Below are 18761 nucleotides of genomic sequence, written 5' to 3'. Positions count from 1 at the left end.
ATGAAAGGTGACCGTTGGGGAAGGTCTTCCGTCAACGATCATGTCAATTGAGTTGCCGCCTGTTTAGAAGTCAGCTGCGAGCCAGCATCACAGTCGCGACGAGGGCTCCGCACGCCGATGGCGTTCCAAACGGAATTCCCGAGGGTATCGAAAGTCAGTCGATAGCTAACGAAGCACTGCGGTCGATTCGATGAATGGGGCTACCCAGCCGAGATTTAACCGCGGATCCTTCAGAGCTGCGACAACCGGCACCAAGGCGAAGCTACGGGTGCGGGAGGGCGCACGCACTATCGCCGGCTTCGTCGCTTCGACGGGACATCATTGCGACGTCAGACGAGACGTCAACCTCGTCGAATTCGTCCGACACGCTTTTGGCAGCCGAGTACAGGGCCTCGCATAGCTCGTCAGCATCCTGTGACGACGCTCCCGCAAGGGCGATCGCGGAGACGCCGGAATCCGAGACAGTCAATTGCTCCAACGCGTTGTAAAAACGGTCGCCATTCTGTTCAGCGATCAGGCGCTCCGCAACGTCTTGCGAGAGGTCTCCGTCAAGAATCACCCGCTGAGATGGCACCACAACAGCGGTCGTGCTTCCAGAGTTCAACGTCGAAGGGACCACCTCGACAATCACAGAGCTGGTCGTAGTTGGGGGCCTGGCTAGAGGCTGGCAGATCGCAGCCGATTCCGCTCGACCCCGAATGGAGGGCAGCGACGTGGCCGAGGGAGCAGGCGCACAGCCGCGCAGGATAGGTTTGAAGGGCGCATGCGCGAGCGTGCGCATGGACGGACAAATAGAAGTAGGAATCGCAAGTGGCTGAAGCAACCGTGACCCCGGGCACCGAAGTGTCCCCGAAAGAGGTCGAAGCCCAGGCCCTCCGCCGGCGCACCTTCGCCGTCATCTCGCACCCCGACGCCGGCAAGTCCACGCTCACCGAGGCGCTGCTGCTGCACGCGCACGCCATCACCACCGCCGGCGCCACGCACGGCAAGGCCGGCCGCCGCGGCACCGTCTCCGACTGGATGACGATGGAGCAGGAGCGCGGTATCTCGATCACCTCCGCCGCCATCCAGTTCGAATACCGCGACAGCGTGATCAACCTGGTCGACACCCCCGGCCACGCCGACTTCTCCGAGGACACCTTCCGGGTGCTCTCCGCGGTGGATGCCGCCGTGATGCTCGTCGACGCCAGCAAGGGCCTCGAGGTGCAGACCATGAAGCTCTTCGAGGTCTGCAAGCAGCGCGGACTGCCCGTGATCACCGTCATCAACAAGTGGGACCGGCCCGGCTCCGCCGCGCTCGACCTGATGGACGAGATCCGCACCCGCACCGGCCTGATCCCCACCCCGCTCACCTGGCCGGTCGGCATCGCGGGCGATTTCCGTGGTGTGATCGAGCGCGACAGCAGCGACTTCATCCGCTTCAACCGTACCGCCGGCGGCGCCACCCGCGCCGACTCCGAGCGCACCACCGCCGAAGAAGCCGCCGCCGCAGAGGGCGACGCCTGGGTCGCCGCCGCCGAGGAATCCGAGCTGCTCGCCGAGGAAGGCCAGAACCACGACGAGGAGTCCTTCCTCGGGGGCATCACCACCCCGGTGCTGTTCTCCGCCGCCGTGCTCAACTTCGGCGTGCAGCACATCCTCGACACCCTGGTGGACTTCGCCCCGCCCGCCGAGGCACGCCTGGACGCCGAGGGCGGCCACCGCCCCGTGACCAGCCCGTTCTCCGGCTTCGTCTTCAAGGTGCAGTCCGGCATGAACTCCTCGCACCGCGACTACGTCGCCTTCGTGCGGGTCTGCTCCGGCCAGTTCCGCCGCGGCATGGTGGTCACCCACTCCGCCACCGGCCGGCCGTTCGCCACCAAGTACGCCCAGCAGCTGTTCGGCAAGGACCGCGAAGTGGCCGAGGAAGCCTGGCCCGGCGACATCGTCGGCCTGGTCAACGCCTCCGCGCTGCGCGTGGGCGACTCGATCCACGAGGGCGCGCCCGCGGTCACCTTCCCGCCGTTGCCGATGTTCGCCCCCGCGCACTTCCGTGCCGTGCGGCCCGCCGACACCAGCAAGCACAAGCAGTTCCGCCGTGGCATCGACCAGCTCGACCACGAGGGCGTCATCCAGGTGATGCGCTCCGACCTCCGCGGCGACCAGGCTCCGGTGCTCGGCGCCGTCGGCCCGATGCAGTTCGAGGTCGTCGAAGAGCGGATGTCGCACGACTTCGGCGCCGCCATCCGCAGCGACGTGCTGCCCTACCAGTTGGCCCGCCGCACCGACAAGGAGAGCGCTCTGATCCTCGGCCACGACCGCCAGGTGGAGGTGCTCCGCCGCAGCGACGGCACGCTGCTTGCCCTGTTCAGCACCCCGTGGCGGCTGCGCAACACCGTGCGCGACCACCCCGAACTGTTGCTCGAAGATCTCGCCGGCGGCGGCCCCGTCGACGAAGTGCGGTACTAGCGCCAATCCGGGACGGCCTCGCCGCCGAACTACACTCGGAACCAGACGAGATCATGGAGTTGCCTACCGGCAGCAGGGGGAGAGTGTCGTGAAGTCTTTCGCATGCGGAGATGTGGTGCCGGGTTGCACCGCGAGCTGGGTCAGTTCCACCGATGACGAGATCCTCGTTCTCGTCGCCCGGCACGCCAGCACGGTGCACGGCCTCGACACCGTCAGCCCCGAGATGGCCCAGAGCATCACGGACCGGATCGTGGTCGTCTCCTGACGACGCCGCTCTCGGCTGCACAGTGGAGCGATTTGCTCGACGCGGTCAGTGCCGGAACCGGCGTCTCCGCCGCGTACCAGCCGATCGTGGATACCGCCCGCGGAACCGTGGTGGGCTACGAGGGCCTGGCCCGATTCGAGATGCCCACCGGGATCAGCGTGGAGGACCTGTTCGCCCAGGCCCGCGCCACGCACCGGTCCGCTGAGGTCGAGGCACGCTGCCTGCGCGTGGTCCTGGCTGACCGCGCCTCGATCCCGGCTAACTGCTTCCTCACCGTGAATGTGTCGCCGCACGTGCTCCGGGAGGACAGGATCCGAGCGGTGTGGCGAGACCATCCCGACCTGCAGGGCGTCTTCGTGGAGCTCACCGAACAGTCCGCCATCGACTCCGCCACGGACCTCGAGCCGGAGCTCGACGGCATCCGTGCGGCCGGCGCCCTCATCGCGGTCGACGACCTCGGCTCTGGCTACGCCGGCCTCAGCCGCCTGCTCGCGCTCAAGCCGGCGATGATCAAACTCGACCGGGAACTCATCCAGGGCATCGACACCGACGAAGCGAAACGGGCGCTGGTGGAGATGATCGGCACCTTCGCCAGCCGCATCGACTCCTGGGTGTTGGCCGAGGGCATAGAAACGGCCGCCGAATACGACACCATCACCGCCCTCGGGGTGCCACTCGCCCAGGGCTACCACCTCGCCCGGCCCGGACCGGCGTGGCCCACCCTGGGCAGGCTGGTGCTGCCGAGTGCACTGCCGGCCGCGCAGCCGAATTCTCCCATCGTGCGCGATCTGCTGGACGTCGTGCCCGCCGTGGAGTCGGTGCCGGCCGCCGCGAGGATCTTCACCGAACACGGGGAGGTGCGCACCGTGGTGCTCATCGACCACCACGGTCGACCCGTCTCGGTTCTGGACAGCGAGAGCGCCCACCTCGGCATCGCGTCCGATGCCGTGCGGGTGAACCTCGACACCCCGGTGCGGGATGCCCTGCTGCGCGCGATCACCCGCGACAGCACGCACCGCTACGACCCGCTGATCGTCACCGACAACGCCGGCCGCTACGCCGGCATCGTGCGACTGGAACGGCTCATCACCACTGCCGTGCGGTGACCATCCGGCGGCCGTGATCACCCGGGAAGTCGGGCGGCTCGCACACTCGGGTACACGGTGGCCGCGTTCGGCGAGAACGAGAACCAGACCGACGAGCCCACGGCGGAATCGAGCTCTGCGGCCAGCTTCGGGCTCACATCGGCCGAGAGGAGAGCGCTGCGCACCCGCACATAATCGCCCCTGGGCTCGAGGTCGATCATCTCGGCGCGCACGCTGGTGAGCGCTGGGTCGGCCGGAGCCTCGACGGCGACCGACACGGCGGCCGGGCGCACCGCGAGTGAGATCGGCGCGCCGTCGGCAGCTTCGGTGCCGAGCAACCGGGTGTCGACGGAAATCGTGGCCGCCGGCTCGGCCACCTCGAGGGTGTCGCCCCTGCGGATGCCGGTGAGCAGGTTCACGCCGGCCAGGCCGGCCGCGAAGGCGCTCCGGGGACGGTCGAAGACCTCGGCGGGGGTGCCCTCATCGACGACTCTGCCCTCTTCGACGATCACCACCCGGTCGGCGAGGGTATAGGCGTCGAGCACATCGTGGGTCACGATCACCGCACTGCGACCGGCCAGCACCCGCCGCAGCATCCGCCGCATCGCCGGCGCCACCGAGACATCCAGGGCGGCCATCGGTTCGTCCAGCAGCAGCAGACCGGGGTCGGATGCGAGCGCCCGCGCCACCGCGATGCGCTGGGCCTGCCCGCCGGAGAGCTCGGCCGGGCGGCGTGGCGCGAGCGGCTCCGCATCCACTTCGCGCAGCCAGTGCAGCGCGGTCTCGCGCGCCTGCTTCGCCGGGATGCCGGCGCTGCGCGGCCCGAAAGCGACGTTCTCGAGCACGGTCAGGTGCGGGAAGAGCAGGGCCTCCTGGGCGAGGAGGGAGACACCGCGCCGGTGCGGCGGCCGCCAGACCGTGGCGGTTCGCCCCGAAGCCGGAATGTCGAACAGCACGCTGCCATTCAACTCGCAGTGTCCGTGATCGGGCCGGAGCAGCCCCGCGATCGCGGTGAGCAGGGTGGACTTGCCTGCCCCGTTGGGTCCGAGAATGGCGACGGTCTCGCCGGCCGCAACGTCGAGGCGCAGGTCCACGTCGCGCTCGGCGACCCGCATGCTGAGGGAGAAGGTCACGAGGTGACCCCCGGGCGCCGCCGCGAGGTTCCGCCGGTGCGGTGGGCGAGGCTCACGATCACGACGGCGACGACCACGAGCACCAACGACAGGGCCACGGCGGTGTCGGGGTCGGTCTCGCGCTGCAGGTAGATCTCCAGCGGCAGGGTGCGCGTGGTGCCCTGCAGGCTGCCCGCGAAGGTAAGGGTGGCCCCGAACTCACCCAGCGCCCTGGCGAACGACAGCACAGCGCCCGACACCACAGCCGGCAGCACCAGGGGCAGGGTGATTCGGCGCAACACCGTGGTGGGGCTGGCGCCGAGGGTGGCGCCGATCGCCTCGTACCGGCTGCCCACCGTGCGCAGGGCGCCCTCCAGGCTGAGCACCAGGAACGGCAGGGCGACGAAAGTCTGGGCGATCACGACGGCCGTGGTGGAGAAGGCGATGGTGATGCCGAAGGCCTCAAAGGTCTGCCCGAGCAGCCCGCGCCGGCCGAAGGTGTAGAGCAGGGCGATGCCGCCGACCACCGGGGGCAGCACCAGCGGCAGCAGCACCAGGGACCGGAGGACCTTCTGGCCCCAGAAATCGGTGCGGGCCAGAACCAGCGCCATCGGCACCCCGAACACCACACACAGCGCCGTGGCCGCGAGCGACGTCCGCAGGCTGAGTAGCAGGGCGGCGACCGACGACTCCGACGTGATCAGCGGCACGAACTCGGCCCAGTTCACCCGCAGCACCATTGCCGCCAACGGCAACAGCACAAAGGCGGCGCCGATGGCGGCCAGGGCGATCACCCAGCGGGGCACACCCGAGTAGCCGGCCGACAGTGCTCTCATGCGATTAGGGCGCCCCGAAGCCCGCGGCCTGGAGCACGTCTTCGCCGGCGCTGCTGGCGATGTAGTCGACGAAAGCCTGGGCCACAGCGGCGGATGCCGAATCCTTCAGCGCCACGATCGGGTAGGTGTTCACGGCCTCGGCGGATTCGTCGAATTCGATGCCCTCGACCGCGTCGCCGGCGGCGGTGACGTCGGTGACGTAGACGAGGCCCGCATCCGCTTCATCCGAGGTGACCTTGCCGAGCACGTCGGTGACCGACGATTCTTCGCTCACCGGTGAGAGCGTGATGCCGGCGGCCGTTTCCACGGCCACCGTCGCCGAGCCGCAAGGTACCTCGGGGGCGCAGACGACGAGCTTCACGTCGGGGCCGGCCAGGCTGGCGAAGTCGGTGATGCCCGCGGGGTTGCCCGGCGGCACGGCGATCTCGAGCACATTGGTCGCGAAGTCGACCGGCTCGCCGTCAGCGAGGCCGGCATCCGTGAGCTTGGTCATGTTCTTGGTGTCGGCCGAAGCGAATACATCGGCCGGGGCGCCCTCAACGATCTGGGTGACGAGGTCCGATGACCCGGCGAAGTTCAGGGCCACGGTGGTGCCGGGGTTCTCGGCCTCGAAGGAGGCAGCCAGCTCGGTGAACGTGGCCTTGAGGGACGCGGCGGCGAAGACCGTGATGTCGCCGTCGAGGGCGGCCGCCGAGGAGGTGGGGGTGGATGCGGCCGGCGTCGCCTGGGCGCATCCGGCCAGCGCGAAGATCACCAGGCCGGCCGCGGCGAGGAGGGGGCGGGTGCGGGGCGTGCGCGTCATCGTCAGACCTTTCCGAGCGGGGTTTCGACCATCACCGTGGTGGCTTTGACCAGGGCGATGGCAACGGAGCCCAGTTCGAGGCCGAGTTCGCGCACGGCTTCGCTGCTCATCAGGGACACCACCCGGTGGGGGCCGCACTGGATCTCGACCTGGGCCATGACGGTGTCCATGGTGATGCCGATCACGAGGCCCACGAACCGGTTGCGAGCGGAGCGCCCGATGCCGGACGGATCGTCGGGCAACACCGCGTTCTTGCGGGCCAGCTGCGCCAGCGCCAGGCCGTCCACGACGGTGCGGGAGGAGGCGTCCTTGGAACTGGGGAGCATTCCGTTGTCGATCCAGCGGCGCACGGTGTCGTCACTGACGCTCAGGAACGCTGCCGCGTCCTTTATCCGTATTTGAGGCATGGAAGAAACTCTATTACCGATCTCGCGGAGTCGGCCATCCCTTGTGTCCGCATTCGCGAATTGGGAATCGGCAAGTCAAGTGCTTACTTTGCGTAAGCATCGAATTCGACCTACCCTGTAGCCATGACGACAGCGTTCGGCCCGCCCGGGCAGTCGACCGGACTCGACCCTCAGGGCACCTCGCGAGAGGTGCTCGAGCACTCCACCGGCCGCTGGGGCGCCCTGACCCTCGTGGCGCTGGTCGACGGGCCGTTGCGGTTCGCCGAGCTGGGCCGGGCCGTGCGCGGCATCTCCGACCGGATGCTGGCCCAGACGCTGCAGCGACTCGAGGCGCACGGCCTGATCTCCCGCACGCCGCACCCGACGGTGCCGCTGCGGGTGGACTATGCGCTCACCGACCTCGGTCGCCCCATCGCCCGGAGCGTGCGCGACCTGATCGACACCATTCATGCTCAACTACCCGGCATCATCGCGCACCACCAGGACCGCCCGGTACCACCAGCCCAAGGAGAATCTCTGTGACCATCACCACGCTCGACAGCACGACGGCCCTGATCGTGATCGACCTGCAGGCAGGCACCCTCGGCGGCCCCACCGCCCATCCGGCCGGGGAGATCGTTGCCCGCGCCGCCGAGCTGCTCGCCGCCTTCCGCGCGCAGGGACGCCTCGTCGTGCTCGCGAACGTCGACGGCACCCCGGCCGGTCGCACCCAGTACGGCGAGGGCGCGCGCGAGTTCCCGGCAGCCTTCAGCGCCCTCGTGCCCGAACTCGGTCAGCAGCCCGGCGATGTCACCCTCACCCGTGCCACCTGGAGCGCCTTCGCCGGCACCGACCTGGACGCCATCCTCACCGAGCGCGGCATCACCCAGATCGTGCTCGCGGGCATCGCCACCAGCTTCGGGGTCGAGTCCACCGCCAGGGACGCCTACGACCGCGGCTACAGCGTGGCGCTTGCGATCGACGCGATCACCGACCGCAGCGCGGATGCCCACGACGCCAGTGTCGCCCGGGTCTTCCCGGCCCTGGGCCAGACCGGGTCGGCGGCCGAGGTCATCGCGCTGCTCGGTTGACCCGTTTGGTCGCCCTGGGTGGCGGATGAGTGTGCGCCGACTTGCCGCAAACATCCCCATGGGGGTGGCTGAAGGGGGTCTTTGGGCGAAGTCGGGGTGGCTGAGCGGGCTGCGGGGCGGGCCGGGTGCGCGGGGGCGGCAGGCGCATCCGCTAGTCGAGAAGCGGCGTGACCCCGGCCTGCAGAGAGTCGATCTCGTGGCGCACGTCGCCGGCACTGCTCGGCAGGATCTGCCGTGCCAGCACGGCATCGGTCAGGGCGGCCCGCTGAAGGTCGAAGTACTCGCCGCTGGTGCTGTCGGCGCGTCCGGTCACCGCGGCGGCGGCCACCGTTCGGGCCTCCGTCCGGCCCTCCTCGATCTCGGCGTCCTCTGCGGTCGTGTCGATCTTGAGCGTCTTGGCCAGCCACGGCAGGGTCGAGCCCTGCAGCAACAGGGTGCCGATGGCCACGATGAACGCCACCGTCTGGATGATGGTGCGGCCGGGGAACGGCGCCCCAGAGGCGATGGTGAGCGGGATGCCACCGGCGGCGGCCAGCGTGATGATGCCGCGCATGCCGGTCCAGGAGACGAGCAGGCTCTCAGGGGCGCTGAGCACGGTGACGTGGCCGCGATCGCGCCCGCCCTGCCGGCCGAGCGGCCCGGGGCGGCCATTACGGCCGCCGACCCGCCGGCCCGGGTTGTCCGGCCCGTCCGATCGGCCCTCGAGGGGGCGGCCCGGCCCGCCGCGGCGGCGTTGCCGGCGTCGGGCGGTGGGGTCGAGGGTGGCGGCCATCCGCTTCGCGTAGATCAGCAGGGCGAGTTGGGCGCGGCTGTAGCTGAAGTAGACCCAGGCGAACCGGCAGAGAATGACCGCCAGGAGCACGATCAGGCCCAGGCCGATGGTGGACCAGGTGGGCGTGCTCGACTCGGCGAGGTCTTCGAGCACAAATCTGAACTGCAGCCCCATGTAGGCGAAGACGAATGCCTCGAGGATGAGGTCCACGACCGGCCAGAGTGCGGCCTCCTGCAGCCGGGTGCGGTATGTGGTGGACGGCACGGCGGATACCCGGGTGTGGAAATGCGACATGCTCACCGTGAAACCGGCCGCGACGACGGCGATGATGCCCGAGGCGTGCAGTTGTTCGGCGGCGAAGTAGGCCAGGAACGGCACCAGGAGGTTGAGGCCGCTCTCGATGGTGGGATTGCCCACCTTGCTGCGAACGGCGATGACGACCCTGCCGATGACCACACCGAGGACCAGCCCGATCAGGGCTTCCCAGCCGAAGAGCAGGAACGGGTTCTCGATGAACTCGCTGTCGCCGGTGACGGCGGCCACCGCCACCGCGAACAGGGTGAGGGCGGCCGCGTCGTTGACGAGGCTCTCCCCGGTGAGGATCGAGATCGTGCGCCGGGGCAGGCCGATCTCCCGGCCGTGGCTCACCGTGGTGACCGAGTCAGGCGGAGAGACCACGGCGGCGAGCACGAGCGCGCCGGCCAGCCCCAGCTCGGGGGCGATCCACGAGGTGAGGAAGCCGACCACCACGGTGGTGAAGACCACCAGACCCACGCCGAGGCCGAGGATGCTGCGCAGGTTCTTGACGAACGCGAAGAAGGAGAAGTTGAGCGTGGCCGAGTAGAGCAGCGGCGGGATCACGACCCCGAGGATCAGCTCGGGGTCGAGGTCCAGCCGGGGCAGGCCGGGGATGAACGAGATCGCCGCCGCCAGCGTGACCGTGACGATGCCGGCCTGCAGCCCGCGCAAGTGGGCGAAGGCGGCAATGATCAACGCGCCGGTCATCACGAGGAGCAGCTGGACGTCCATGGTGCCTGCCTTTGTCGAAATCGGTGTCGTGCCAGTCTTCCCTATCGGGATGCTCAGGCCTTGCGCATGTAGGCGCGCACGGTGAGCGGGGCGAAGATCAGTACCATCACGGCGGCGCCGACGAGGGCGAGGACCACATCGATGCCGACGGTTCCGGTGTCGGCCAGTCCGCGCACCGCGGTGATCAGGTGCGAGATCGGGTTCAGGCTCACCAGCGGCTGCAGCCAGCCGGGCAGGGTGTCGATGGGCACGAACGCATTGGAGAGGAAGGTGAGCGGGAACAGGACGCTCATCGAGATGCCCTGCACGCTCGAAGCGCTGCGGGCGATCACACCGAAGAACGCGAAGATCCAGCTGATCGACCAGGCGCAGGCGATGACCAGCAGCGAGGCGAGCACGACGTAGCCGAGACCGGCTTCGGGCCAGTAGCCCAGGGCGTACCCGACGATCCAGGTGATGGTGGTCGCGATCGCGTAGCGCACGGTGTCGGCCAGAAGCGCTCCCACCAGTGGGGAGATGCGGGCGATGGGCAGCGATTTGAACCTGTCGAAGACGCCCTTGTCCATGTCTTCGCGCAGCTGCACGCCAGTGACGACGGAGGTGGTGAGCACGGTCTGCACCAGGATGCCGGGAATGAGCAGCGGCAGGTAGCTGGCCATGTCGCCGGAGATGGCGCCGCCGAACAGCACGGTGAACATCACCGTGAACAGGATGGGCTGCACGGTCACGTCGACGAGTTGCTCCGGCGTCCGTTTGATCTTGAGCAGCCCGCGGTAGGCCATGGTGAGCGAGTTGCTCACGGTCTGGCGGATGCTGTTGCGGTTTTTCAGGGGCCGGTCGAGGCCGGGGGTGATGCTTGAGGTGCTGACAGTGGAGATGCTCATGCGGCGGCGCTCACTTCGTGGTCGGGGGTGGTCGAGGTGGTCGAGGCCGCGTCATCGACGCCGCGCCCGGTGATGGTGAGGAAGACCTCGTCGAGGGTGGGCTTCTGAACGCTCATCTCGGTGAGGTGCACGCCGGCGTCGCGCAGGGTGAGGAGCAGGTCGGTGACCCTGTCGACATCCGTCATCGGCACGGTGATGCGCCCGGCCTGCGGTGCCGCGGTGCCCGGGTGGCCGAGCACGGACTGGATGGCGCGGAGAGCGTCGCTGGTGTCTGCCGGGTTTTCCAGACGCAGCTGAAGGGATGCTGTGCCCACCGAGGCCTTGAGCTCATCGGCGGTGCCCTCGGCGACGACCCGGCCACGGTCGATCACGGCGATGCGGTCGGCGAGCTGGTCGGCCTCGTCGAGCATCTGGGTCGTGAGCAGCACGGTCGACCCGTTGGCGACCAGCCGGCGCACGGTCTCCCACATCTGGGTGCGGGTGCGCGGGTCGAGCCCGGTGGTGGGTTCGTCGAGGAAGATCAGCGGTGGCTGGGCGATGAGGCTGGCGGCGAGGTCGAGCCTGCGGCGCATGCCGCCGGAGAACCGTTTGAGTGGCCGGCGGGCCGCCTCGGTGAGGTTGAATTCCTCGAGCAGCGCGGTGGCCTTGGCGGCGGCTTCCCGACGGTTCAGCCCGAGCAGGCGGCCGAAGATCACCAGGTTCTCGGTGGCACTGAGGCTTTCGTCGACCGAGGCGAACTGCGCGGTCACGCCGATGAGTTGGCGCACGATCTGCGCTTCCTTCACCACGTCGTGGCCGAAGATGCGGGCCTCGCCGCCGTCGGGGCGCAGCAGGGTGGCGAGCATGCTGATGGTGGTGGACTTGCCGGCGCCGTTGGGGCCGAGCACGCCGTAGACGGTGCCGGTGCGCACACGGAGGTCGACACCGTCGACGGCGCGATTGGCGCCGAAGGTCTTGACGAGGCCGGTGGCTTCGATGGCCCAGTCGGTGCGGGGCCTGGCGGGGGAGGGGGTGGTCATGGGGATTCCTTTCGGGAGTGGTGGGGAGGGGCGACGCGGCCGGTCTGCGGGCGCGACGAATAGCCCGGCGACAGGGGTGTCTGTCGGCGGTGGCGGGCGCGGCCGGCCGGCCGCGCGGGTTAGGCCTGGCTCAGCCGGGTGATCAGCGCGGCCCGGTCAATGCCGGCCAGGTCGAGAGCCCTGGGCACCGTGCCGAGCTCGGTGCGCAAGATCGCGACGAACATGTCTTGGTCGGTCATGCGGTGACGGGGGCCGCGGTTGGCCGTGCGGGCCTCCGTCATCAGGGTGCGGATTGAGGCTCCCCAGGTGGGGCGTTGGCGGGTGCGCGGCGTGGACTGCAGGCGGCTGGCGTCGATCGCCGTGATGCCGGCGGACTTGAGACTGTGCACCCGTTCGGCGCGCAGCGCCTCCAGGAGCCCGTCGTGGTCGAGCCCGCCGTCAGCGGCGATGCGGGCCGCGGGGCTGCGGGGTTCCGAGAGCAATGCGAGCAGCACGTGCTCACCCTCCACGGCGCCCGACCCATTGCGGGTGGCTTCGTCGATGGCCCTGTTCATGAGTTCGCGCATGCCGACCGGCAGGGTGTCCTCATCCATTTCGTCTCCTCAATTCGATGCCGGCGTCGATGAGCCGACGCAAGTGTTTTTTGTGTACGGCCTGGCGGGACACGCCCAGGGCCTGGGCGACTTCGGTCCACGACCAGCCCTCCCGCATGGCGCGCTCGACTTCGGCGTCTTCCATGCGGTCGGCGAGTTCACGCAGGGCGACCACGGCGGCGAGGCCATCGGCCGGGCCTCCGGTGGGTGGTGGTGTAATCGGTGGCATATAAGCAACTTAGGTTGCTTCACCCGATTAGTCAACTTAAGTTGCTTATTTTCTTGTGGCGGCCCTGGAGATGTCCACCTCTGGCATGCCATGCTGTCGGCATGGAGCGTGTACTGGGAATCGGTGGGTACTTTCTGCGGGCCGCGGACCCGGCGACGTTGATCGCCTGGTACCGGGACTGCCTGGGCCTGGACGCCGGCGGCGAGCTGTGGGAGTCGGAGGCCGGGCCGACGGTGTTCGCGCCGTTCGAGTCGGAGACGGACTATTTCGGCTCGCGCACCCAGCAGACCATGCTCAACTTCCGGGTGCGTGACCTGGACGCCATGGTGGCCCAGTTGCGCGCCGCCGGGGCGGACGTGGCGAACGAGACAGAGGACATGCCCGGCATCGGCCGGTTCGCCTGGGTGACCGACCCTGAGGGCAACCGCATCGAGCTGTGGCAGCCCGCCTGATCCGGCTTCCCTGCTCAGGTGTTCGCGCCGCGGGCATCCACGGGCCAGCGCCCGATGACGGCGCCGTCACGCACGACCGTGTATTCGTCGGCCAGGTTGACGGCGATGCAGACATGGTTGGGCACGACGGTGATCCGGCTGCCGGCGGGCAGGTCCACCTGGGTGATCGTGGCGTGGTGTTCCGACAGCGCGGTGATGCGCGCATCCGGATGGTCGAGCAGGCGGCCGAAGCCGGTCGAGAACGATCCGCGGTCAACGCCGAGCACCTTGCTGCCGGCATCGGTGATGAGGTGATCGCGCCGTTGCGAGACCACCGTGGCGTGCACGGTGAGCGCGATGTCGTCGGGGCCGGACATGCCGAGCTCCCACTGTTGGGCGTCGCGAAACACGTACACGCCGGGTCGCAGCTCGGTGAGCACGCCGGCATCGGCGAATTCGGCGGATGGCGTCGAGCCGCCGCTCACAATGCGCGCGGTCACGCCGGCCGCGGCCAGAGCGGCGACCGCTGAGGCCAGCTCGCGGCCCTCGTCGCCCGCGGCCGACCGGCGTCCCTCCGGCGAATAGCTGTGGCCGGGAAAGGTGAACACCCCGGCCACATCGAGGCCGACGCTCACCGCAGCGGCCGCGACGGTGCCCGCCTGGTCGGCCTCGACGCCGCTGCGATGGTGCCCGGAGTCCACCTCGACGAGCACCGCAAGCCGGTGCAGGAGCCCGGCGGCGGCCTGGGCGGCACGCTCCGCACCCTCGATCGAGTCGACCCCGATCAGCAGCGGATCGGCCCCGTGCTGGTGGGCTTCGAGCAAGCGCCGCAGCCGGGCGGTCTTGTCGGCGTCGAGCCAGAGCGGGTAGGCGATGAAGATGTCGGTGAACCCGGCGGCGGCGAAGATCTCGGCCTCGGAGATCGTGGCCACCGTGATGCCCGCGGCACCGGCGGCGACCTGCCGACGGGCGATCTCCACCGACTTGTGCGTCTTCACGTGTGGTCGCAGGGCGAGTCCGCGCTCGGCCGCGAAGGCGGCCATCGTGGCGATGTTGCGATCCAGCCGCGTCTCGTCGAGAACGAGCGACGGGGTGGGCAGGTCTGCGAGACGGTCGGGTTCGCGGGCGGTCATGCCCTCAGTCTTGCAGTCGGCCTGGCACGCCGACTTGACACCACGATTCAGCAAAAATGACACCATTTGGCGTTGACGTGACACCACTGTGGTGTCATGATGATGATATGGAACTTGGACAGTACGTGACCGACCTGCAGCGTCAGCTGGTGGATGCCGCCGAGAACGGCACCGACGACACCCGCGCCGCCGCCGAGCGGCTGGCCGCCGGCCTGGATTCTGCGACCCGGCTCGTGCTGCTCGACGTCTTGTCTGCCGCGGCCGGCGAGATCACCCGCGACCTCGCACCGGGATCGGTCGACCTGCGACTGCGCGGGCGCGAGATCGAATTCGTGGTCACCCTGCCCAACACCGAGCCGGACACCGACGAACGGCCCGCCGCATCCGTCGATCTCGACGACGCGAGCACCTCGCGTACCACCCTTCGCTTGCCGGATGCCCTCAAAGCGCGGGTGGACGACGCGGCCGCCGCCGACGGACTCTCGGTGAACACCTGGCTGGTGCGCGCGGTCGCCGCCGCCCTGCAGCCCAAACAGAGACGGTCGGCGCAGCGCACGCTCCGTACCGGCGACAACTTCGCAGGCTGGGCGCGCTAAGGCACCCATCCCGGCACCACCGGCCCCGCGCACCCGCAGGGCTGACCGAACGAGCCCACAGAAAGGGAAGCGTCAGCATGCCTACTTACCCCACCCCCGCCCCCATCGACCTGGCCATCAACCTGCCGGTCGGTGCCATCGACGTCATCGCCAGTGACCGGGCCGACACCGTCGTGACTGTCTTACCGACCAACCCGGCGAAGCCCGTCGACCGCCGCGGCGCCGAGGAGACCAGAGTCGAGTTCGACGGCCGGCGGCTCACCATCACCGGACCGAAGCCGCGCTTCAGCTGGATCGGGCCGACCGAGTCGGTGGATGTGACCATTGAGCTGCCGACGGGCTCGCGGCTCACCGCCGAGATCGCCGCCGGCAGCATGCGCTCCCTCGGCGCCCTCGGCGCCACCCGTATCAAGAGCTCGACCGGCCCCGTCGAGGTCGACGCCACAGGCGACCTCTGGCTGCGGGCCGGCCACGGCAACGTGACCCTGGGCACGGCCGACGGCTCGATCGAGATCACAGCCGACCACGGTCAGATCCGGGTCGGCACCGTGACCGGAGACTCGATCCTCAAGGCCTCGCACGGCAGCATCCAGGTCGGCGAATCCGGCGGTGACCTCGACGCCAAGCTGTCCTACGGCGACCTCGAGATCACCACGGCCCTCGCCTCCGTCTCAGCCAAGACCGCGTACGGCAGCATGCAACTGCGTGACGTCTCGAGCGGCTCCATCCAGGTCGAGAGCGGTTTCGGACAGGTCACCATCGGGGTGCGGCAAGGCGTGCCCGCCTGGCTCGACCTGGCCTCGAAAGACGGCCACGTGCGCAACCAGCTCGGCGCCGACAGCGCCCCTGACCCGTCCGAACAGACCGTCGTCGTGCGCGCCCGCACCCAGTGGGGCGACATCACCGTGCAGCGCGCGCACTGACACCTCCCGCACTGACACCTCCCGCACCATCCAGTCATCCACCAGAAGGGAACGGCGAACATGAACACCCCAGCGATCCAACTCCACGGGCTGCGCAAGTCCTACGGCTCCACACTCGTGCTCGACGGCATCGACCTCTCCGTGAGCGCGGGCACCGTCACGGCGCTGCTCGGGCCGAACGGCGCCGGCAAGACCACAACCGTACACATCCTGTCCACGCTCCTGCGGCCAGACGGCGGCACCGCACTCGTGAACGGATGCGATGTCGTGCGCGACCACGACGACGTGCGCGCCGCCATCGGCCTCACCGGCCAGTTCTCCGCCGTCGACGGCCTGCTCTCGGGCGAGGAGAACCTGCTGCTGATGGCCCGGCTGCGCCACTTCGCGCCGAAGCGCGCCAAGGCGCGCACGGCCGAGCTGCTCGAGCAGTTCGACCTCGTCGAAGCGGCCCGCAAGCCCCTCGCCACCTACTCCGGCGGCATGCGCCGCCGCCTCGACCTCGCGATGACCCTGGTCGCCACCCCGAGCGTGATCTTCCTCGACGAGCCCACTACGGGCCTGGATCCGCGCAGCCGCCACACGATGTGGGACATCGTGCGTGGCCTGGTCGCAGACGGCAGCACCGTGCTGCTCACCACACAACACCTCGAGGAGGCGGACCGGCTCGCCGACCGCATCGCCGTGCTCGACGGTGGCCGGATCGTGGCCGAGGGCACCCCCGACGAGCTCAAGCGGCTCGTGCCCGGTGGCCACATCCGGCTTCGCTTTCGCGATGCCGCGGCGCTCGACTCCGCGGCCCGCCTGCTCGACGAGTCAGCGCGCGACAACGCCGCCCTCGAGCTCACCGTGCCCAGCGGCGGCGGCGTCGGAACGCTGCGCGCCGTACTCGATCGCCTTGATGCGGCCAACCTCGAGATCGACGATCTCAGCATCCACACCCCGGACCTCGATGACGTGTTCTTCGCCCTGACCGGCGTGACGGAGCCATCCGGCCCGACCGACACGAAAGGATCCCCGTCATGACCACCATCGCCCCCCAGCGCCAGAGTGTGCCGGTTGCCCGCCGTCAGTCGCACGTCCTGGCCGACTCGATCACCATGCTGCGCCGCAATCTGCTGCACATGGTGCGCTATCCGGGCCTGTCGATGTTCACCATCGTGGGACCGGTGGTTGCCCTGCTGCTGTTCGTGTACGTCTTCGGCGGCACCCTCGGTGCCGGGCTGCCCGGTGTGGACCCGGCGGCCGGACGGAACGCCTACCTCGCCTACGTCATGCCCGGCATCCTGGCCATCACCATCGCGGGCACCGCCGGCGGCACGGCGACCACGGTCTCGATGGACATGACCGAGGGCATCACCGCCCGGTTCCGCACCATGGCCATCTCCCGCACGGCGGTGCTGGCCGGGCACGTGATCGGCAACACCATCCAGGCGATCATCGCGGTCGTCCTCGTTCTCGCGGTAGGCCTGTTGATCGGCTTCCGTCCCACCGCCGGCCCGATCCAGTGGCTCGCCTTCGCCGGGTTGATCGTTTTCATCTCCTATTCGATCAGTTGGCTGGCGGTGGGCATGGGCATGCAATCGAAATCGGTTGAGACGGCGAGCAACCTGCCGCTCTTGCTCACCCTCCTGCCGCTGCTCGGCAGTGGATTCGTGCCGACCGACTCGATGCCGCAGTGGATGCAGTGGTTTGCGGACTACCAGCCGTTCACCCCGTTCATCGAAACTATCCGGGGGCTGCTGCTCGGTACCCCGCTCGGCTGGAGCCCGGTGTTCGCGATCGCCTGGTGCATCGTGATCGCGGTGGGTGGGTTTGTCTGGTCGATGGCCCTGTACGAGCGCAAATCGGTGCGCTGAGCCCACCGGCACAGACGGTGCCTCAGAGCGCGGCGGCCTTCGCGAGGAGGACGCCGCGCTCCCGCGTGTTCGCGGTGAGACCCGCGGCCGTGACGAACTCCGAGCGCGCCTCCTCGGCGCGGCCGAGCCGCGCCAGCAGCTCACCCCGCACGCTGGGCAGCAACGGCGAGCCGCGCAGGGCGCCGTCGGCGGCCAGGCCCTCCACGATGCGCAGGGCGGATGCCGGCCCGGTCGCCATCGACACCGCGACGGCCCGGTTGAGGTCGACGACCGGGTTCGGCGCGAGGCGGCCGAGGGCCTCGTAGAGCAGCACGATCCGGGCCCAGTCGGTGTCGTCGATGGTCGGGGCGATGGCGTGGCACTCGGCGATCGCGGCCTGCAGCGCGTAGCTGCCCCGACCGCGGCCCAGCGCATCCGCCCGCGCGAGGGCCGCCCGGCCACGACCGATCTGCGCGCGATCCCAGCGGGCGCGGTCCTGGTCGGCCAGCAGGATGGGGGTGCCATCCGGGCGCACGCGGGCGGCGAACCTGGATGCCTGCAGCTCCATCAGGGCCACGAGCGCGTGCACCTCCGGCTCCCGCGGGGTGAGACCGGCCAGCACCCGGCCCAGCCGGAGCGCCTCATTCGCGAGATCGGTGCGCATCCAGGTGTCGCCGGATGTGGCCGCGTAGCCCTCGGTGAAGATGAGGTAGACCACGCCGAGCACCGAGCCGATCCGGGCCCGCCACTCGCTCGGGTCCGGCACCTCGAACGGCACCTTCGCGGCGGTAAGGGTCTTCTTGGCCCGCACGATGCGCTGCTGGATGGTGGCGACCGGCACCAGGAACAACCGCGCGATCTCCTCGGTGCTGAGGCCGCCGATCATGCGCAGCGTCAACGCCACCTGGGCTTCGCGGGCGATGACGGGGTGGCAGGCGATGAAGACCAGGCGCAGCACATCGTCGTCGATCGGCTGCCAGGCAGCCGGATCCACGCTCGGGCTCGCCGCCAGGTCGTGGGCGATCGCCTGGTACCTGTCATCGAGGCGCTCGCGCCGCCGCCAGGTGTCGATCGCCTTGCGCTTGGCCACGGCCGTGAGCCAGGCACCCGGGTTCTCGGGGATGCCGGACTCCGGCCACTGCCGGAGCGCGTCCACGACGGCCTCCTGGGCGAGGTCCTCGGCCAGAGCCACGTCGCCGGTCATCTTGGCGAGCGTGGCGACGATCCGGGCGCTCTCGATGCGCCAGACCGCCTCAACGGTCCTCCGCACGTCGGCCATGGCCCCGGCCCGC

The 18761-nt window shown here is 69.5% G+C and carries 22 protein-coding genes; 10 read left to right on the top strand and 12 right to left on the bottom strand.

Features of this window, described 5'->3' with window-relative positions:
• Positions 1-262: 262 nt before the first annotated feature.
• A complete protein-coding gene (locus BJQ94_RS17710; RefSeq protein ID WP_265398331.1) occupies positions 263-631 on the bottom strand; it encodes a hypothetical protein in 369 nt (122 codons plus the stop codon).
• Positions 632-810: 179 nt separating this feature from the next.
• On the opposite strand from BJQ94_RS17710, the gene BJQ94_RS17705 reads away from it, so the two are divergent.
• From BJQ94_RS17705 to BJQ94_RS17695, 3 genes are all read left to right on the top strand, one after another.
• Entirely contained in the window at positions 811-2448 is a 1638-nt protein-coding gene (locus BJQ94_RS17705) for a peptide chain release factor 3 (RefSeq protein ID WP_265398330.1), read from the top strand.
• 88 nt (positions 2449-2536) lie between these two features.
• A complete protein-coding gene (locus BJQ94_RS17700; protein ID WP_265398329.1) occupies positions 2537-2713 on the top strand; it encodes a DUF1059 domain-containing protein in 177 nt (58 codons plus the stop codon).
• 32 nt (positions 2714-2745) lie between these two features.
• Positions 2746-3819, top strand: a complete 1074-nt coding sequence (locus tag BJQ94_RS17695) for an EAL domain-containing protein (protein ID WP_265398328.1) — start codon at positions 2746-2748, stop codon at positions 3817-3819.
• A gap of 17 nt (positions 3820-3836) precedes the next feature.
• Here BJQ94_RS17695 and BJQ94_RS17690 read toward each other — a convergent pair whose 3' ends face one another.
• The 4 genes from BJQ94_RS17690 to BJQ94_RS17675 are packed head-to-tail and all read right to left on the bottom strand — an operon-like array spanning position 3837 to position 6955.
• A complete protein-coding gene (locus BJQ94_RS17690) occupies positions 3837-4931 on the bottom strand; it encodes an ABC transporter ATP-binding protein (RefSeq protein WP_265398327.1) in 1095 nt (364 codons plus the stop codon).
• Positions 4928-5746: an ABC transporter permease gene (locus BJQ94_RS17685; protein WP_265398326.1), complete on the bottom strand. Its 819-nt coding sequence runs from the start codon at positions 5744-5746 to the stop codon at positions 4928-4930. Before BJQ94_RS17685 ends, BJQ94_RS17690 begins: the two co-directional genes overlap by 4 nt.
• A 4-nt stretch (positions 5747-5750) precedes the next feature.
• Positions 5751-6548, bottom strand: coding sequence for a molybdate ABC transporter substrate-binding protein (gene modA, locus BJQ94_RS17680; protein WP_265398325.1), 798 nt, complete (start codon positions 6546-6548; stop codon positions 5751-5753).
• Between the two features lie 2 nt (positions 6549-6550).
• The gene (locus BJQ94_RS17675; protein ID WP_265398324.1) at positions 6551-6955 is read right to left on the bottom strand and encodes a TOBE domain-containing protein; all 405 of its coding nucleotides are present in this window, start codon (positions 6953-6955) and stop codon (positions 6551-6553) included.
• Between the two features lie 123 nt (positions 6956-7078).
• Between BJQ94_RS17675 and BJQ94_RS17670 the strand changes: the two genes are divergently transcribed.
• Both BJQ94_RS17670 and BJQ94_RS17665 read left to right on the top strand, forming a co-directional pair.
• Positions 7079-7477, top strand: coding sequence for a helix-turn-helix domain-containing protein (locus BJQ94_RS17670; RefSeq protein ID WP_265398323.1), 399 nt, complete (start codon positions 7079-7081; stop codon positions 7475-7477).
• Positions 7474-8025: an isochorismatase family cysteine hydrolase gene (locus BJQ94_RS17665; RefSeq protein ID WP_265398322.1), complete on the top strand. Its 552-nt coding sequence runs from the start codon at positions 7474-7476 to the stop codon at positions 8023-8025. Before BJQ94_RS17670 ends, BJQ94_RS17665 begins: the two co-directional genes overlap by 4 nt.
• Positions 8026-8176: 151 nt before the next feature.
• On the opposite strand, the gene BJQ94_RS17660 is transcribed toward BJQ94_RS17665, so the two are convergent.
• From BJQ94_RS17660 to BJQ94_RS17640, 5 genes are all read right to left on the bottom strand, one after another.
• Entirely contained in the window at positions 8177-9826 is a 1650-nt protein-coding gene (locus BJQ94_RS17660) for a sodium:proton antiporter (protein ID WP_265399048.1), read from the bottom strand.
• Between the two features lie 53 nt (positions 9827-9879).
• Entirely contained in the window at positions 9880-10710 is an 831-nt protein-coding gene (locus BJQ94_RS17655; RefSeq protein WP_265399047.1) for an ABC transporter permease, read from the bottom strand.
• Positions 10707-11729 (bottom strand): ATP-binding cassette domain-containing protein, encoded by a 1023-nt coding sequence (locus BJQ94_RS17650; RefSeq protein WP_265399049.1) that lies wholly within the window; start codon positions 11727-11729, stop codon positions 10707-10709. The genes BJQ94_RS17655 and BJQ94_RS17650 overlap by 4 nt, the downstream gene beginning before the upstream one ends.
• Before the next feature lie 119 nt (positions 11730-11848).
• Positions 11849-12322: a Clp protease N-terminal domain-containing protein gene (locus BJQ94_RS17645; RefSeq protein WP_265398321.1), complete on the bottom strand. Its 474-nt coding sequence runs from the start codon at positions 12320-12322 to the stop codon at positions 11849-11851.
• The gene (locus tag BJQ94_RS17640) at positions 12315-12551 is read right to left on the bottom strand and encodes a helix-turn-helix domain-containing protein (protein ID WP_110125328.1); all 237 of its coding nucleotides are present in this window, start codon (positions 12549-12551) and stop codon (positions 12315-12317) included. Before BJQ94_RS17640 ends, BJQ94_RS17645 begins: the two co-directional genes overlap by 8 nt.
• 101 nt (positions 12552-12652) lie before the next feature.
• Here BJQ94_RS17640 and BJQ94_RS17635 point away from each other — a divergent pair, with 101 nt between their 5' ends.
• A complete protein-coding gene (locus tag BJQ94_RS17635; RefSeq protein ID WP_265398320.1) occupies positions 12653-13003 on the top strand; it encodes a VOC family protein in 351 nt (116 codons plus the stop codon).
• A 14-nt stretch (positions 13004-13017) separates the two neighbouring features.
• On the opposite strand, the gene BJQ94_RS17630 is transcribed toward BJQ94_RS17635, so the two are convergent.
• Positions 13018-14115 (bottom strand): alanine racemase, encoded by a 1098-nt coding sequence (locus BJQ94_RS17630; RefSeq protein WP_265398319.1) that lies wholly within the window; start codon positions 14113-14115, stop codon positions 13018-13020.
• Between the two features lie 107 nt (positions 14116-14222).
• Here BJQ94_RS17630 and BJQ94_RS17625 point away from each other — a divergent pair, with 107 nt between their 5' ends.
• From BJQ94_RS17625 to BJQ94_RS17610, 4 genes are all read left to right on the top strand, one after another.
• A complete protein-coding gene (locus BJQ94_RS17625; RefSeq protein WP_265398318.1) occupies positions 14223-14711 on the top strand; it encodes a histidine kinase in 489 nt (162 codons plus the stop codon).
• A gap of 77 nt (positions 14712-14788) precedes the next feature.
• On the top strand, positions 14789-15634 hold the full coding sequence (locus tag BJQ94_RS17620) for a DUF4097 family beta strand repeat-containing protein (protein ID WP_265398317.1): 846 nt from the start codon (positions 14789-14791) through the stop codon (positions 15632-15634).
• A gap of 60 nt (positions 15635-15694) precedes the next feature.
• Positions 15695-16657: an ATP-binding cassette domain-containing protein gene (locus BJQ94_RS17615; protein ID WP_265398316.1), complete on the top strand. Its 963-nt coding sequence runs from the start codon at positions 15695-15697 to the stop codon at positions 16655-16657.
• Entirely contained in the window at positions 16654-17490 is an 837-nt protein-coding gene (locus tag BJQ94_RS17610; protein ID WP_265398315.1) for an ABC transporter permease, read from the top strand. Before BJQ94_RS17615 ends, BJQ94_RS17610 begins: the two co-directional genes overlap by 4 nt.
• Positions 17491-17512: 22 nt before the next feature.
• On the opposite strand, the gene BJQ94_RS17605 is transcribed toward BJQ94_RS17610, so the two are convergent.
• The gene (locus BJQ94_RS17605; RefSeq protein ID WP_265398314.1) at positions 17513-18748 is read right to left on the bottom strand and encodes an RNA polymerase sigma factor; all 1236 of its coding nucleotides are present in this window, start codon (positions 18746-18748) and stop codon (positions 17513-17515) included.
• Positions 18749-18761 lie beyond the last annotated feature (13 nt).

It is taken from the genome of Cryobacterium sp. SO2 (assembly GCF_026151165.2).
Lineage (GTDB): Bacteria > Actinomycetota > Actinomycetes > Actinomycetales > Microbacteriaceae > Cryobacterium.
This window is presented reverse-complemented; position numbering and strand designations above follow the sequence as displayed.